Source organism: Paenibacillus sp. 01T422 (genome assembly GCF_056398785.1).
On record NZ_JBFTQB010000084.1, the window covers coordinates 1 to 15,919 of the forward strand.

The 15,919-nt window shown below is 47.8% G+C and carries 15 protein-coding genes and 1 pseudogene; 5 read left to right on the forward strand and 11 right to left on the reverse strand.

What is annotated here, in order from left to right; all coding sequences use genetic code 11:
• Positions 1-45 precede the first annotated feature (45 nt).
• The gene (locus AC1DUA_RS06885; protein ID WP_029198041.1) at positions 46-273 is read left to right on the forward strand and encodes a hypothetical protein; all 228 of its coding nucleotides are present in this window, start codon (positions 46-48) and stop codon (positions 271-273) included.
• 42 nt (positions 274-315) lie between these two features.
• On the opposite strand, the gene AC1DUA_RS06890 is transcribed toward AC1DUA_RS06885, so the two are convergent.
• The 8 genes from AC1DUA_RS06890 to AC1DUA_RS06925 form a co-directional block, all read right to left on the reverse strand.
• Positions 316-828 (reverse strand): DinB family protein, encoded by a 513-nt coding sequence (locus tag AC1DUA_RS06890; protein WP_477499021.1) that lies wholly within the window; start codon positions 826-828, stop codon positions 316-318.
• Positions 829-895: 67 nt separating this feature from the next.
• Positions 896-3,091 carry an alpha-galactosidase gene (locus AC1DUA_RS06895; protein WP_477499022.1) on the reverse strand — a complete coding sequence of 732 codons (2,196 nt, stop codon included), beginning with the start codon at positions 3,089-3,091 and terminating at the stop codon, positions 896-898.
• 162 nt (positions 3,092-3,253) lie between these two features.
• Entirely contained in the window at positions 3,254-3,541 is a 288-nt protein-coding gene (locus AC1DUA_RS06900; RefSeq protein WP_477499023.1) for a ferredoxin family protein, read from the reverse strand.
• On the reverse strand, positions 3,538-4,848 hold the full coding sequence (locus tag AC1DUA_RS06905) for an FAD-dependent oxidoreductase (RefSeq protein WP_477499024.1): 1,311 nt from the start codon (positions 4,846-4,848) through the stop codon (positions 3,538-3,540). The genes AC1DUA_RS06900 and AC1DUA_RS06905 overlap by 4 nt, the downstream gene beginning before the upstream one ends.
• A complete protein-coding gene (locus AC1DUA_RS06910; protein WP_477499025.1) occupies positions 4,845-5,957 on the reverse strand; it encodes an electron transfer flavoprotein subunit alpha/FixB family protein in 1,113 nt (370 codons plus the stop codon). Before AC1DUA_RS06910 ends, AC1DUA_RS06905 begins: the two co-directional genes overlap by 4 nt.
• Before the next feature lie 156 nt (positions 5,958-6,113).
• Complete coding sequence (locus AC1DUA_RS06915) at positions 6,114-6,947, reverse strand: electron transfer flavoprotein subunit beta/FixA family protein (protein WP_477499026.1); 834 nt, start codon at positions 6,945-6,947, stop codon at positions 6,114-6,116.
• A gap of 551 nt (positions 6,948-7,498) precedes the next feature.
• The gene (locus AC1DUA_RS06920) at positions 7,499-7,930 is read right to left on the reverse strand and encodes a GNAT family N-acetyltransferase (RefSeq protein ID WP_477499027.1); all 432 of its coding nucleotides are present in this window, start codon (positions 7,928-7,930) and stop codon (positions 7,499-7,501) included.
• Positions 7,931-7,964: 34 nt separating this feature from the next.
• Positions 7,965-8,627 (reverse strand): HAD family hydrolase, encoded by a 663-nt coding sequence (locus AC1DUA_RS06925; protein ID WP_477499028.1) that lies wholly within the window; start codon positions 8,625-8,627, stop codon positions 7,965-7,967.
• A 139-nt stretch (positions 8,628-8,766) separates the two neighbouring features.
• Between AC1DUA_RS06925 and AC1DUA_RS06930 the strand changes: the two genes are divergently transcribed.
• A complete protein-coding gene (locus AC1DUA_RS06930) occupies positions 8,767-9,876 on the forward strand; it encodes an MHYT domain-containing protein (protein WP_477499029.1) in 1,110 nt (369 codons plus the stop codon).
• Between the two features lie 78 nt (positions 9,877-9,954).
• Here AC1DUA_RS06930 and AC1DUA_RS06935 read toward each other — a convergent pair whose 3' ends face one another.
• The gene (locus AC1DUA_RS06935) at positions 9,955-11,289 is read right to left on the reverse strand and encodes an MFS transporter (RefSeq protein WP_477499030.1); all 1,335 of its coding nucleotides are present in this window, start codon (positions 11,287-11,289) and stop codon (positions 9,955-9,957) included.
• Between the two features lie 198 nt (positions 11,290-11,487).
• Between AC1DUA_RS06935 and AC1DUA_RS06940 the strand changes: the two are divergent.
• Positions 11,488-12,178, forward strand: a pseudogene (locus AC1DUA_RS06940) (sulfite exporter TauE/SafE family protein).
• A gap of 87 nt (positions 12,179-12,265) precedes the next feature.
• Here AC1DUA_RS06940 and AC1DUA_RS06945 read toward each other — a convergent pair.
• Both AC1DUA_RS06945 and AC1DUA_RS06950 read right to left on the reverse strand, forming a co-directional pair.
• Entirely contained in the window at positions 12,266-13,009 is a 744-nt protein-coding gene (locus tag AC1DUA_RS06945; protein WP_477499031.1) for an ABC transporter permease, read from the reverse strand.
• 2 nt (positions 13,010-13,011) lie between these two features.
• A complete protein-coding gene (locus AC1DUA_RS06950; RefSeq protein ID WP_477499032.1) occupies positions 13,012-13,641 on the reverse strand; it encodes an ABC transporter ATP-binding protein in 630 nt (209 codons plus the stop codon).
• Positions 13,642-13,923: 282 nt separating this feature from the next.
• Between AC1DUA_RS06950 and AC1DUA_RS06955 the strand changes: the two genes are divergently transcribed.
• Positions 13,924-14,658: a YheC/YheD family protein gene (locus AC1DUA_RS06955; RefSeq protein WP_477499033.1), complete on the forward strand. Its 735-nt coding sequence runs from the start codon at positions 13,924-13,926 to the stop codon at positions 14,656-14,658.
• Between the two features lie 132 nt (positions 14,659-14,790).
• Positions 14,791-15,919 (forward strand): threonine synthase (locus AC1DUA_RS06960; RefSeq protein ID WP_477499034.1); only part of this gene is annotated, 1,129 nt, incomplete at its 3' end.

A 15,919-nucleotide genomic window follows, 5' to 3' on the forward strand; every position in this document is an offset into this window, starting at 1 on the left:
TCATATATGCTTGTGTATATCCAATTCCTAGGATGGTGAAAATCTATGAAAATGTTTATTACAATTCACAACAAACCCGTGCCAGTCTACTCCGATGAGAAAAATAAAAAGAAATTCAATTTATTGAAATCCGCTCTTGAAGCGAAAGTTACTAAAGGCAGAGCCACTATTAAGAAATGCTTGGACTCTATCATAAGCATTGAAATTGTCGGCTGTGAAGCGATTCTGCATTCATTTAATGAACGTGATTCATTGGCGCTATCGCTATATTAAAAAAAGAGTTTGTCGAGGGCACACCCCTGACAAACTCTTTTTTTATAAATAACGTTCCTGCACAATGCTTAGATGATGCTCTGCATGGCCGGCAATTACGTAAGCAAGTCCACGTGCAGTAATGTCAAACGTGCTGACGTTACCTTGATTCGACCAAGCGGAATCGGCAATTGTTCGTAGAAGAGTCAGTGTAGACTGCCGAACTGCTTTGAAATCAAGCAGCAGATCCTCGATAGACAATTCGTCGAACGAAGTATTTGCAATAAAGACATCCTGATCAAAGCCAGGCAGTATCGTAGAATCTCCGCGAGATATACGCAGCATCCGATAGCTCATCACGCGCTCTGTGTCCGTTATATGCGCTAATACTTCCTTCAAGTTCCATTTCCCCGGCGCGTAGCGATAAAGTCCCTTTTCGTCATCAAATTTGCCAAATAACGCTAGGATTTCATCAAGTTGACGCTTTAAGAACACCTCGTAATCCTCATCAGGCACTTTGCTGATGTACGTTTCATAATAAGGTGCGTATTCATCTTTCCCAGGTCGCTTCAACATATCGCAGTAATCTCCCTTCCATGATCAGTCTATCTATGTAATAGACTAATCATAGCGGAAATTAAGGTCATTGAGAAGATGCCTGCAGTACCCATATTTTACTCTGAAAATCTCCGCGCAAATCATTGACGGGAAGACCGGCATACAGCAAATGATCGCCAGGGTACTCGCCTTCATTGCCCGCGATGCGGTAATCGAATTCCGGATTAAGCCCTTTTAACCGCAGCGTTTGGAGCGGTGCGTTGGGCTCTGCCAGCACGCGGAAATAGCTGACAAGGGCTTGCTTTTTGTCCTCGGAGACGATCATCCAAGCCGTTTCGTTGCCCTCAAAGGGACTTAGCAGGCGATATAAGTCGCCAAATTGGACTAACGGACGAATTTCTTTGTAGTCCGCAATTTGTTGTTTGACAATCTCTTTCTCCTCGTCCGTGAAACGGGTGAGGTCCAACTCGTATCCGAAGTTACCGGACATCGCCACGTCTCCGCGCATCTTCAGCGAGGTTTCGCGTTTCACCTGGTGATTCGGAACAGCGGATACGTGCGCGCCCATCGAGCTGACCGGATAGACGATGCTCGTGCCGTATTGAATTTTCAACCGGGAGACGGCATCCGTATTGTCGCTCGTCCATGTTTGCGGCATGTAGTAGAGCATACCTGGATCGAAGCGGCCTCCCCCACCAGAGCAGCTTTCAAACAAAATATGTGGAAATTCTTTCGTTAACGATTCGAGTACGCGATAAAGCCCTAGGATATAACGATGACCCGTTTCCCTTTGTCTTTCTGGCGGCAGTGCTGCAGAGCCGATTTCCGTCATATTGCGGTTCATGTCCCATTTGACATAAGTAATCGGGCTACTGCTCAGAATGCTGCGAATCATCCCCAAGATGGCCTCACAGACATCCTCGCGAGAGAAGTCCAGAACTAATTGTTGGCGGCCTTCCGTACGGCGGCGGTTCGGCACGTGTAAGCACCAATCCGGATGCTTGCGATACAGTTCGCTGTTCGGAGATACCATCTCCGGCTCAAACCAGAGGCCGAATTGAAGTCCCATGCCATTCACTCTGTCAACCAAATCTTCCAAACCATTCGGCAGCTTCGCTTTATCGACGATCCAGTCTCCTAGTGAGCTGTTGTCGCTGTCTCTTTTGCCGAACCAGCCATCGTCAAGTACGAACAGCTCAATACCAAGCTCCATGCCCGCGCTGGCGATGCTTTCGATTTTGTCCGCATTAAATTGGAAGTACGTTGCTTCCCAGTTATTCACGAGCACCGGTCTAGTACGGTCTCGGAACTCTCCACGACATAGGCGTGTCCGGTACAGCTTGTGATAAGACCTAGACATTTCCCCTAAGCCAGAGCTGGAGTAAACCATGACGGCTTCAGGCGTCTGAAATGCTTGTCCAGGTTCAAGCAGCCAAGAGAAATCAAACGGATTAATCCCCATGGAAACGCGCGTATTCCCATACGGTTCTACTTCAGCATGAGCGGCAAAATTCCCGCTGTACACGAGGCTAAACCCATATACATCCCCGTGGTCTTCGCCCGCCTCTTTGGCTAGCAGTGCAATAAACGGATTATGCTGATGGCTGCTGGATCCGCGGCGGCTTTCTACAGTTAATTTGCCAGGAGCAAGCGCCCTGCGTTCGATATGCCGTTCTCTCACCCAGCTGCCAGAAAGCTGCAGCAGATCAAATTCGCTGTGCGAATAATCAAGGCTCATACTAAGCGCACGGAGCAGCTTCACATCAGCTGTACCTTCATTCACGAAACGTACGGATCTCGTCAATGCCGCATGCTGGTCAAATATCGTGTAGGAAAGAATGACCCGTAGACCAATCAACGCATCCACCAATTCCAGTTCAAGCGTTTGCGCTTCGTCCTCATGCTCTATATACGTAGCCGGTAAACCATCTAATGTAGGCTTACCTGCATAGATTCGATGCTTATCATAGATAAGTTCAGTTATCGTAGTGCCGTTAGCAAGCGCAACTTGATAAGCTGGCTCCCGATAGTCACTTGTTCCATATGCCGGATATTCCTGCGGTAACGTATCGAATGAGATGCTGCGATCTTCCGGAACCGGGTTAGGAGAGAACGAGCATCTTTCATGAAATTGTAAAATCGAAGCCAATTGCCCGGAACGGATGGGGCGACCCCAATAGACATGCGCCGGATAGGCATTTTGGACAAGCTGAATCACGTAACTCATCTGATTGTTTTTTAAATGGAAAATACCTTGTGTTTGTTCAAAAGTTATCTGCATAATATCCCTCCTGCTCCTTATTATCTTATTCTTTGCCAATCTGCACTATGGAGATTGTGCACATACATATGGAGAAATGTAGTTTTACTATAGTATTCCCTAAATCCAGCAAAAAAGGAGCAGCGGCGTAATAGCCCTGCTCCATTCCACAAACCCATTCATTTAGCCAAATTTATACGTCATACCGTAGCCACCTTTGGGGTAAACCCAATCGATGTTATGCGACGGACAGGCAATTCGGCAGGTTCCACATTCAATACAGTTCTCAAAGGCGACAGTCGTAATCTTGAGTTTCTTTTCCCACTCGTACACATCCGAAGGACAAAAGTAGTTGCAATCCTTGGTTACACAACTCATGCAGGTCTGTTTGTCTTTAATAACGAGATGTGACTTGTCATCACATTTGTAACGAATCGTAAACAGCTTATCAGAAATGTCGCTTTGACTCATCCGTTCATCGCCCTCCATCCCTTGTAGCCTAGCTTCATCAAGTTCACAGTGCCACCTGCGGCGTTTTTGATCAGCTTCATCGCCATTTTTTGCTTATCCGCTTTGGCAATGCCGTCCACGAGGAACATGTTGTAAGCAGCTTCATTTAGCGCCCTAGGCAGCTTATCAAACAGGAGTTCAGGGTCCTGCTCCTTCAGGAACTGATGCATGCCCTTATACTTTTGCAAATCTTTGTGCACAAAGGATATGCGTATTTTTTGATCATAGGCTTGCAGCGAAGCGGCGGTGTAATCCCCGCGCCCTTTGGCCTCTACAATCGCTTCGCCAGCCAATCGGCCAGAGGTCATCGCCAAATTCGTGCCTTCCCGATGAACGAAATTGATAAGCTGCGCAGCATCCCCGCAGACGCACCAGCCATTGCCAGAAAGCGGAGGGATCGAATGAAAGCCGCCTTCGGGAATCAAATGCCCGGAGTACTCCTTCGTTTCCCCGCCCTGTATCAGCTTGCGTATCATAGGATGCTGCTTCACCGCGTCTAAGACCGCATAGGGCTTCACTTTTTTATCACGCAAATGGTTAACCATCACGCCAACGCCCAAGGAAATAGTTTCTTTATTCGTATAAAGGAAGCCCATCCCCGCCATGCCGAGCGAAGTCTCACCCATGAATTCAATCGTCACGCCTTCGTCACCTTCCAGTCCGAAGCGGTCCTCGATTTTCTCCTTAGGCAGCGCAATCACTTCTTTCACGGCAAGCGACACTTGGTCCGGCGTCCATTCCTTATGAATGCCCATGGCTTTCCCTAGCAAGGAATTAACGCCATCAGCGATGACAACAACATCTGCATACAAATTCCCATCTTCCCGATCCGTCTTCACGCCAACAATCTTATCGCCTTCCCGAATAACATCCAGCGCAACGGTTTCGTACACAGGAATGGCTCCARCGGCAACCGCTTTATCGGCAAACCACTGGTCAAATTTGACCCGCAGACCCGTAAAACAGTTATAAGGCTCCTTGTACGCCTCATTGCGGTGACCGAACGTCACCATAGACTCTTTGCCCATCATCCAAATGCGCTGCTCCACAATGTAGCGTTCCATCGGAAAATTTTTCTCATTCCAGAACTCGGGAACGAGCTCCTCAATTTGCTTCCGGTAGAGGACGCCGCCGAAAATGTTTTTGGCACCTGGGAACTCCCCCCGCTCCAGGAGTACAACAGATAACCCGGCTCGCGCCATCGTTAAGGCTGCTGCTGCACCGGCTGGGCCTCCGCCAACGACTATCGCATCAAATTTTTCATTCATTTAGCCTCACTCCTTTCCAGCGTTGGTACGGAAGCGGTTGTATCCGCAGCAGGCTTGCCAAACAGCGTTCGGCGTTTTTTCACCTCTTGCGTAATCGCCGGAACCAGCTTGAACAGATCGCCTACCATGCCATAGTGAGCAAATTGGAAAATAGGCGCTTTCTCGTCTTTGTTAATGGCGACGACAACGTCCGCATGGCTCATGCCCACGGTATGCTGCACAGCGCCCGAGATGCCGATAGCGAAGTAGAGCTTCGGCCGCACAGTTGCACCGGTTTGGCCAACCTGGTGCTCATGCCCGATCCACCCCGCATCTACCGCTGCACGGGATGCGCCAACGACACCGCCAAGCGCCTCCGCCAGCTCAGCGAGCAGCCCGAAGGGCTCAGGGCCGCCTAATCCACGGCCCCCGGCCACAATAATCTCGGCGTCCTCGAGATTCAGCTTGCCGGTTTCGTGCAGGAAGTCCAGCACCTGAGCGGCAATCTCTTCCTCCCGCATCGCCGCCTCGATCGCGACGATTTCGCCTTGGCGCGCCGTATCCTTCGGCAGCGCCTGAAACACGCCGGCCCGCGCCGTCGCCATCTGCGGCCGGTACTGCTTGCAGAGGATGGTGGCCATCATCTTCTCGGAAAAAGCCGGCCGGCTGGCCAGCAGCAGCCGCGATGGTGGCGGCTCCACGTCGAGYTGCGTCGTGTCGGCCGTAAGCCCCGTTGGCAGGTGCGTCGCGATGGCGCCTGCCAGATMACGGCCCGTGGCTGTCGCGCCGAACAGCACGATCTCGGGCTTTGCCTCCTCGATCAGCTTCAAACAGACCCGGCTGTACGGCCGGGTTCGATACGTGCGAAGCTCGGGGGCTTCGCAGAGGAACACCCGGTCCGCGCCGTAGTGCACGGCTTCATCGGCGAGGTGGGCTACGCCCTCGCCGATGACGAGCGCCATGAGCGGCGCGTCCAGCTTGGCAGCCAGCTTCTTGCCTTCGCCCAGCAGCTGCCAGGACACTTTTTTCGCTACGCCGTCCCGCTGCTCAACAACGATTAGTACTCCCCGATAAGCGGACCAATCGGGCATTGCCGCTTCGGCCTGATCCGTCGTTTGTTCATTGGCCATTGTGACTTCCTCCATTCGTTACATTTTTCTTACAGGTTTCGGTTTGTGTTTTGGTTTTGCGTTTTGTGTTTCTCGTTTTTGGTTTTTGGTTTTTCGTTTTGCGTTTTGCGTTTTGAATCTTACGTCTTCCTTCGCGTCGAGATCCTACGGCATTTCCTAAGTCCAATCAAGCAGCGTCTGCATATCCTTCGTCATCAGCTGGTCAGCGAGCTGCGCGGCTGCTGCTTCGGGCGATTCATAAGCGATCATATTGGTTTTAACAGCTTTCACTTCAGGCACCCACGTTTTTGCAACGATCGTCGGGGAACCTTTGAGTCCGATTTTCGCCCGTTCCAAGTCTGGGAAATCCGCCGTCGTCCACACGGTTGGCTTGTAACGTGCCGCTCGAATCATGCCTGGAAGCGAAGCTCTTCGAACCTTGTTTAATTCCTTAAGCGCAGTGATTAACACAGGCATGCTTGTCTCAACAACTTCGATACCGTCTTCCAAAAGCCGGTGCACGCGAACCTTGCGATTCTGCTCATCGACATCCACCACTTTGTTCACATACGTGAGCTGTTCCAAATCCAATCGGCAAGCGACCCCTGGTCCGACTTGGCCCGTGTCGCCATCCAGTGTTTGTTTCCCGCAAAAAACAATGTCCACCGGCCCCCATGTCTCCGCGATTTTACGAATTGTCCGCGCAACGACATAGGAAGTGGCCAGTGTGTCCGCTCCAGCAAAACCGCGGTCCGTTACCAGCACGGCATCGTCCGCGCCAAGCGAAATGCACTCTTTCAAGCCTTTCTCCGCGGGAGGTGGCCCCATGGTGACAACGGTCACTCTGGCCCCGGTCTCATCCTTAATGCGGAGCGCCTCTTCCAACCCATGCATATCATAAAAATTCACAATGCTGGGTACGCCTTGACGAATAAGCGTATTATTTTTCGGGTCGATGCGAATTTCTCTAGAGTCAGGTACCTGCTTGATACACACTACGATATGCAGCATCTCTGCACCCTCCTGTTTCTTCGGGGGACTTTTATTACACCGTTTGACAAAACACCCGCAATGCTTGTCATCATTGTGAAAATTGTCACTTAAATGACGTGTAGAAATCGCTTTCATTGTAAACTTGATCATGCAACAGCCTACAACAATATATGCAAAATGCTATCTAACATGACACTTACTTTTAGCTTGGACTATAATCCTCGCCATACAAAGCCGCTGATGAAACTAACAGCCGCGAAGAAAGATTACTCGAGGGGTCGATTCATTTAGCCGCCTAAACTGAAATAGATGGAAAAGCTACAGTTATTCTGGGCTGCACTGCAGCAGGGAACGAGATAGCAGTAGAAACTCCATCTAAATCGTCGATACATACCGAAATCTTCCATAATTAGCGAGATTAGTAGTAGAAATGCCAGTTAATCCGATAAAAGTGGATCAATCGAGGAAAATAGCAGGAGTAATCGGCGTTAGAGTGTTTGCTGTATGGGGTATGACATGAAAAAAAGGCTGATCAGGATTACTCCTGACCAACCTTCTAAACACTATCGCTATTCATCTTCCGGCTCAACCTCATACGTGCATACAAACCGCTCAACACCAGGGTATTTCTCACCAAGACTGCGAATCACGAAGCCGATGCTCCGGTAAAATTGAACCGTTTCCTCATCCGTCTCCGCCACGATTCTTAATGGGTGCATCTCTTCAATAATTTCGAGTATGATGCCCCGCCCGAATCCAACTCCTCTGCTATGAGGATCAACCGCAAGATGATGAATGGTCATTTCCTGTTCATCATTGATTCGAAACCCGATAATTCCGACAAGAATGCCTTCTGACTCATAGCCATAAAGCCACATGTTCGAATCCGTCTCGTATCGCTTCATCGTCTCTTCCAATACATCTGGATCTGGAAATACGCTATAACTGAGCAGCTCCTGAATAAGGTTCTCCTGAAGACGGGATTTCACGTCAATTAACACTTACAATCACTTCTTTCTCTTCTTCATCTGTCATCTATACATAATCTAACAGACTTAACAGCTTGTCAATGTGAGCTGTTGGTTTAACGCCTTTTTCCATCATGAGCGGCACCCCATTGCCATAACTGATAAAAGGAATCCCTGCTTCTCCAGCTGCTTGACCGTCAATCCACGAATCACCCACGGAAATCCACTTATTTGCTTCAATTTCAACATAATGCCTCAGTACAAAGGAATTGCCTGAGGGCGAGGGCTTCATCGCCTCCATCTGATCTCTTCCGACAATCAAATCAAATCGGTCTTTGATTCCCGTGGTCTCCAGTGCTCTAATGGCGGCGGCGTAAGAGTTATTGGTCACAAGCGCTAGGATATAGCTTCCCTGAAGCCTATCCAAAAGCTCCTGCGCACCAGGCTCAAGACCTGCTCCTTCCATACCTGCAAGCTCATAGCCTTCAGCAATCTGCAAGGCGGCAGCCAGCACTTCATCGGATGCTCCCTCCTCTTTGACATGGGCAAGAATTGTTGATGTTGTATGCGACTCTATCGAAAACTCAAGTGATAACAACCCCTCATTGATCAAAAAGCGGGCAATCGCATGCTTCATTGCAGGAAAATCAATATGGGATTGAAGAAGCGTATTATCCATATCAAAAATAATGCCATAAATCGCGTTCTCTTTGTGCGACAGCGCTTCCATCTCCCTATATCAAGATTTAGTGTATTTCGACACAATTCGATTTTAACTACCATTAACCGCTATATACACGTCATTGACTGACAACTATAATAAAACCACCGAAGACTGGCACACCATCAATCAATGAGAGGAAACGGATATGCATCTTGCAGAAACTCATCGATATAGTTTATACCTCATCCTTCTAGCATTCGTCATTGTTCTGTTAGCTTCCTACACAAGTCTGAAATTGGCAAAAAGAATTGCTGATTCTAGTCCCTGGCAACAAAAGTTATGGATTATTAGCAGTGCTTCAACTTTAGCCGTAGGCATTTGGTCTATGCATTTCATTGCGATACTAGCCTGTCCCTATCCGGCATTTAAGAGCTTCGATATTGCGATCTTATTTACATCGCTGGCTATCGCGGTAATTGGTTCCATCATCGGCTTTATTGTCATGCACTTTGCCACATTCGAATTCCCTAAATTTCTGCTCGGCGGAACATTTATGGGATTGTCGATAGCCGGTATGCATTACATGAGTATTAGCTCCCTAAATCAAGTGGAAATTCACTATACGCCAATTCCATTCATCATCTCTATACTTATTGCAATCATAGCATCAATAACAGCTTTATACCTATCTACTTACGCAAAACAAAAAGTGTTCTCCAGCGGATTTGCCATCAGCTTAACCCTTATAGGCATGCATTTCATAGGGATGTCTGCGGGTAGTATGACATATCCAGATAGCAGCATGTTCTATGAGCATGATCGTGCGAGTATGGATAGTTACGTACTCGCTTTGTTGATTGCTTTTGGGACAATCATTTTTCTATCCATCAACTTGTTCTATTCCATGAAAATCGATCAGAAGCTTGCCGAACAATTTGCTCTCAAAGCGTCTCTACTGGATACAAGTATCGACAGCATCATGGTGTTTAATAGCCGGGGCTGGATTATTGAATGCAATTCGGCGGCGTCCGCTGCGTTTGGATATACCCGTAAACAAGTTATGACCCTGACTATGTTTGACTTTCTATTTCCTTTTGATCGTAATGGCGAAGCGGCTGCTTCTTTGTTCCAGCAGCTTTCACGGCAAGACGCTGCTTTGCTCGGCAAGCGAGTCCAAATGTCCGCTTATCGTGCAGACCGTTCCGAATTTCCRGCTGAGATCACAATCACTGATTTTCAGTTTAAAGGAAAGCTGATGTTTGCGGCAACAATCCGGGACTTGACGAATCAGAAACGCTCAGCTTCAGCCTCTTAGTCTCTTGAATAGACCTAATCATCACGAAGAACCTGAGGCGCTGCCTCAGGTTCTTCCGTCATTCTCGTGTTCCTTGGCTTAAGCTGCCTGTTTGGATGGGGACTTAATCAGAAATGGAATAAACATAGAAATTAAACTGATAATGAAGCCAAAGACGAACATACCATGGATACCGCTATAAAAAACAGTCGCTTTCGTTAAAATCGCCCCCATGATGGTCACGCTCACGGCCGTGCCGATATTACGCGCGAACAGCTGCAGCGAAGTAGATATCCCTTTCTGGTGCGCCTCAACAAGCTGCTGTGAACCAATGGTTGAAACCGTGAAGATGAGTCCATAGGCAAGCCCCAACATTGTCATCGTCGCAAAAGAGTACCAGAAGGCTGTTTTTTCACCCATAAAATAAAGCATGATAGCCGTAATCACAAGCAAACCATTCCCCACGATCAACAGCGGTTTATAACCATATTTAAGTACCCATTTCCCGCTTGGTACAGCAACAACCATCCAGCCAATCGACGTTCCGAGAAGAGCAATACCACTCACAAATAGCGAATATCCTTGATTTTGCAAATAAAGCGGAATAAAACTTGAAGTCCCGAATAGAGCTGCACAGGAAATGAACGAGACTGCAATCATAATCGCAACTGGCCGGTTCTTGAGCAGATTCAAAGGAACAATCGGTGCGCTGTGCCTTTTCTCATAGAAGAAAAAGGCAACCATGAATAAAGCACCTAATGCTCCGTATATGTAATTGTATTGCTCAACCGTTGTCGTGAGAAGCAGCAGCGAAATCCCCAAAGCGAACAGCACGGCGCCGCCGTAATCAACCACTGATTTCTTCGCTTGATACACTTCTTTATACGGCTTCAAAGCTAAAAGTGAAACCAAACAAATCGGAATATTAACGAAGAATATCCATCGCCAGCTCAAATAAGTCACAAAAAATGTCCCTAATAACGGCGCTAATACAGCCGCTAGCCCCCACATCGCTGTGAAAAAGGCCTGCACTTTCCCACGTTGTTCCACCGGATAAATATCTCCCGCGATAATCGCAGGAAACGGCATCATCACGCCCGCGCCAATCCCTTGGACGGCTCTAAACAAGATCAACTGCAGCATGCTTTGAGATAAACCACAAAGTACGGACCCTCCAAGAAACAAGAGGATTCCAGCGGCATAAATCCTTTTCCGACCAAATAAATCGGATAATCGGCCTGCTAGCGGAGCAAGAACGGTGGAAAGTACCATATACGAGGTAAATGCCCAGGCAAATAGGTCACTACCGCCAATTTCCTTCACAATGATCGGCATCGTTGTATTGGCAATGGTCGTATCCATAGATGCCACTAGCATCGCTAATACAATACTGACCATGACCGTTGTTCGATTGCTTCGATTACTACTCATCATATTTTCGTGTACCTCCTACGCTGTCTCCTTCATCACATCCATATATTGTAACTGATTCGCTATCTAATGAATAGCGTGTTTAGAGATTTGGTTGCTGCAACTCAAAACTGCTTCAAAAAACTTCTTTACATATGGCTAACCCATATAATAAAATTAATCCAATTGAATTAGTGGGTAATTGAATGGGGACATGACTACATGACTTTAAGTATTTTGTTAATGGGTGTAATTGTTGGTTTTTTGGTTGGATTGACAGGTGTTGGCGGAGCTTCGCTGCTCACCCCCATCTTAATCCTGATCGGTATTCATCCTTCTATTGCCGTCGGAACAGACCTCGTCTATAATTCCATCACGAAGCTTTTCGGCACGATTCAGCATTGGCGGCAGAAAACAATCGATTTTAAACTTGTCAAAATGTTAGCAATGGGCAGTATTCCGGGCGTTATTGTCGCAGTCATTTTTCTGAAATTATTCAACTCGTTTTATAATAATCAAGAAGTCATTATCAAACACGCACTCGGCTATGTCTTGATTCTGGTTGCTTTTGCCACCTTGTTCAAAGTTTTCTTCGGCCATAGAATCAAAGAAAATCGTTGGCAGATCAAAAGCTTGGAGGAGAAACGCGGTCTAACGATCACCATCGGTGTTCCGGATGGTTCCTGCACAACTCGTGGGAACAGATATCGCTCATGCATTTTTTCTAGCAACAACTGCAGGTATCCTGCACGCCAGCATGGGGAATGTCGATTACAAGCTCGTCATCAATCTTCTGCTTGGCTCAATCCCTGGTGTGCTGATCGGCAGCATGCTTTCCACCAAAGCACCGACCAATGTCCTGCGGACAATTATTGCCAGCCTAGTATTAATTAGTGGCCTTAAATTAATATGACAATGCCAAAAGCGCCCGAATTTATTCGGACGCTTTCTGTATTGTCTTTTGATCAATTCCTGAGATTCCCCGGGAAATAACATTTCCTTAGCGCAACGTCATGTCCTTGGTGAACCATAATTTATAGCTCAGTATACTTAAAATAATTCCTGTCATTGCCGCCGAAGCTGTGAATGCAAACAATATCAAAATCTGATACCTAACCGCTTCAATCGGACTCGAACCCGCAATAATCATGCCTGTCATCATGCCAGGCAATTGAACTAATCCAACCGTCTTCATACCGTCTATGGTAGGAATCATGCTGGCCTTAACAGAGCGCTGCAGCGCTTGTTGGATGGCCTGCTTCGGTGTTGCACCAAGCGCAAGAAGGGCATCAATCAATTCGCGGGAGGACCCTACCTCACGGTTCATCTGGTTCAAAAACAATCCGCAAACAATCATAGAACTCCCAATCGTCATCCCGCTGATGGGAATTATGAATTGCGTAGTTGGTTTGATAATTTGGAAACCGAGCATAAGCCCCATGGTTAGAACTTCCGTTACAGCAATTGCTGCTGCTACTCGCCAATGTATTCCTTTTAACCCATTAGCACGTTTGCCCGCATTGTGTGTAGCTATCATAATCATAATCGCAATAATTCCTGTAATAAGTCCCAAATGCTCGGTTTGAAAAACAAAATGAAGCACATACCCTATGAATAATAGCTGCAAAGCGCCACGGATGGTTCCCCAGGCAATGTCCTTCTCAAGCCCAAGCTTTTGCCATTTGGATAAAACCATCGTAATCATAATGAAAGTAAGCGTAAAGCCCAAAGCAACTGCTGACATAATTACTCCATTCCCCCTTGATCAAGGGATAAAGGAGTTAAGTCGTCTGTTTTCATTGTTTCTAACAACGCTCCGTTCTCCAGATGCCAAAACCGATTGGCCACTCTCACGGCTTGCTCATGCTCATGAGTCACCCAAATAAGCGCTGTTCCCATTTCTTCCTTCCATCTCATTAGCATTGACTCCACCGCTTGTTTGCTCTGTGCATCCAGCGCAGAGGTCGATTCATCAAGTAAAAGGATATCAGCGCTGAGCAGCATAGAACGCACGAGCTGAACACGTTGTTTTTGTCCACCGGACAATTCTGCCGGGTTCTGAGACCAGCTCAGATCGCCCAACCCAACCTCATCCATTAGTCTCTTTGCCAGAGGCTGATCAAACTTGCGCTGATGAAGCTTGCTCACCAAAGCTAAGTTGTCTTCCACGGTCTTCGGCAGCATGGCCGGTTGTTGAGGCACATAACATACTCGTTTCCGCCATTCGCATGGTCCCCAACTATCGAAAGAACGTCCATGTAAAGATAAACGACCTCCGTGAATATTGTCTAAAGCGGCTAAAACTCGCAGTAGCGTACTCTTCCCTTGCCCGGAGGGTCCTTGTATTGCTATGACATCTTTGGGCTTTACATCCACACTGATTTGTTGAAAAAGCGGTGTGCTCCCGCCGTTTGGATGATTCTTATGTACATTTTCTATGACTAAATAAGGCTGCAGAATTTCTCACTCCCTAGATGATTTAACGCTTATGATCACTAAATTATATCATAGCTGCTATCCCACGATGTCATTTACCCATTTTTTTCGCAAAAAGGCACTTGCCTACACAGCCCCAAGTCGTTTTCGTAGATGACCAGAATCAGGTACTCAGGGTCGAAGAGCATGATGTGGTCATCCAAGAGCAAGAAGTGAAGTCCTATGAGTAACCTCAGTACCAGCAAGTGGACGAAATACAAGTTGCTCCGCAATTCGGAAGAGCTCCGAGCGAACCTCCCGGAAACTGCATGGCTGAAGGAATCCACCTTCTGGCGTATGTTAAATAAATACGACCAGGTTATTATTAAGCCTACTGGCAGCTATGGCGGACATGGCGTCATTCGAATTAAAAAATTAGCGGCTTCCGAATATGAGCTCCAAGACGGGGCAAAAAAGAAACGATTTAGCGATCAAGCGCAAGTAAATGCCTTTCTCAAAAAGAAAACCGGCAAAAATTATATCGTTCAGCAGCGAATTCCACTCGCTACCGTTAATGGACGACCTTTTGATCTACGCGTTATGGTACAGCGACGCCCTAATTCGAAGTGGCAGGTTACAGGTAAACTAGCCAAAGTCGCAGGTAGAGGCTTTATCGTGACGAATATCCGCATGAGCAGCGGAAAAGTTGTATCGGTGGAGCATGCGCTTAAACACYCTCAGCTTAAAATCATGCGATCTGGCGATCTACTCACACAGCTCGATAAAGTCGCACTTAAGAGCGCTGCCAAGCTTGGACCCTCCTATCGGTGGGTAAAAACGATGGGGATCGACATGGCTTTTGACAAAGCAGGGCATGTCTGGATCATTGAGGTCAACTATGCGCCGATGCTGGAACTGTTTTTGAAACTAAAAGATAAGTCAATCTTCCGCAGAATCAAGTCTTTTCACAAAAAATAAATAACAAACGCAAGAGACACAAGCCGTCTCCATCTTCTCTCGGCTGTAATAATCTACATTAGAGTTTGCATATGCGAATTCATACTAATCAACTATTCGTTTTCCCGCTGAAAACGGCGAGGAGGCCCAGAGATGAATCAATTGGGGCTTTATTGCTCACGATGTTCGGCAAAGCTCCCTTTTCGCTATCAAGACATGAAGTGTACTTGTGGCGGCACATTATTGGTCGATTACGACTTGGAGCGCTTGAGTCAAACATTCAAGAAGGAAGCATTACAGACTCGCTACCCATCCATGTGGAGATACAACGAACTGCTTCCGGTGAGCAACCCGGATTGTATCATCACGTTAGGCGAAGGCTGGACCCCACTAGTACGGTTACAGAATTGGGAACAAAAGTTGCCCATTAGGCAGCTTTGGATTAAACGCGAAGAACAGAACCCGACGGGAAGCTTCAAATCGCGAGGTTTTTCTGTTGCCGTTTCTCTGCTGAAAGAATCGGGAGCAACCAAAGCAGCCGTTCCTTCCAACGGCAATGCCGCTGGCGCGCTCGCTGCCTATGCAAGCCATGCCGGGATTGGGGCGTCCGTATTCATCCCCTTGGATTGTCCTCCGCTCATCGTAGAGGAGTGTCCTCTCTATGGAGCGGAAACCTTCCTTGTGGATGGCTTAATTCATGACGCCGCAGCTATTATCGAAGCAGGCAAGCAGGAGCAAGGCTGGGTGAATGTCGGCACCTTGAAAGAGCCTGGGCGCGTAGAAGGCAAAAAAACAATGGGACTCGAGCTCGCCGAACAGCTAGGCTGGACGTTTCCTGATGTTATCATCTACCCAACCGGTGGAGGCTCCGGAATTATTGGCATGTGGAAAGCATACCATGAGCTCAAAGCGCTTGGTTGGATCGACGGACCGATGCCACGGTTCGTTTGTGTGCAAGAAGAAGGCTGCCAACCCATAGTCGACGGGCTGCTGCCGCAAGCAGCCACGGATCAGGCAAGAGCAGCCAGTGAGCCCAGCCCGACAGGCATGCGCGTGCCTCAGCCGCCTGATTTGCCTCTGATCTTGGCAATCGTTAAGGAAAGCGGTGGTACAGCGCTAGCCTTATCCAAGAGCCAGATCGCCGATGCAACGCGTTCTTTAGGCGCTCAAGGCATTTCCTCATCGCCAGAAGGCTCAGCGACCTGGGCAGGTCTGATCCAGCTCTGTGACAATGGCTGGCTGCGTCCAACCGACTCCGTCGTTCTGTTTAACACTTCGCATG

What these genes read in the sequence shown, in the direction of transcription:
- AC1DUA_RS06915 (WP_477499026.1), bottom strand. Translation starts at nt 6,947, where the DNA reads ATGCTGCATATCGTAGTGTGTATCAAGCAGGTACCTGACTCTAGAGAA.
- AC1DUA_RS06890 (WP_477499021.1), bottom strand. Translation starts at nt 828, where the DNA reads ATGTTGAAGCGACCTGGGAAAGATGAATACGCACCTTATTATGAAACG.
- AC1DUA_RS06895 (WP_477499022.1), bottom strand. Translation starts at nt 3,091, where the DNA reads ATGCAGATAACTTTTGAACAAACACAAGGTATTTTCCATTTAAAAAAC.
- AC1DUA_RS06885 (WP_029198041.1), top strand. Translation starts at nt 46, where the DNA reads ATGAAAATGTTTATTACAATTCACAACAAACCCGTGCCAGTCTACTCC.
- AC1DUA_RS06925 (WP_477499028.1), bottom strand. Translation starts at nt 8,627, where the DNA reads ATGGAAGCGCTGTCGCACAAAGAGAACGCGATTTATGGCATTATTTTT.
- AC1DUA_RS06945 (WP_477499031.1), bottom strand. Translation starts at nt 13,009, where the DNA reads ATGTCAGCAGTTGCTTTGGGCTTTACGCTTACTTTCATTATGATTACG.
- AC1DUA_RS06900 (WP_477499023.1), bottom strand. Translation starts at nt 3,541, where the DNA reads ATGAGTCAAAGCGACATTTCTGATAAGCTGTTTACGATTCGTTACAAA.
- AC1DUA_RS06935 (WP_477499030.1), bottom strand. Translation starts at nt 11,289, where the DNA reads ATGATGAGTAGTAATCGAAGCAATCGAACAACGGTCATGGTCAGTATT.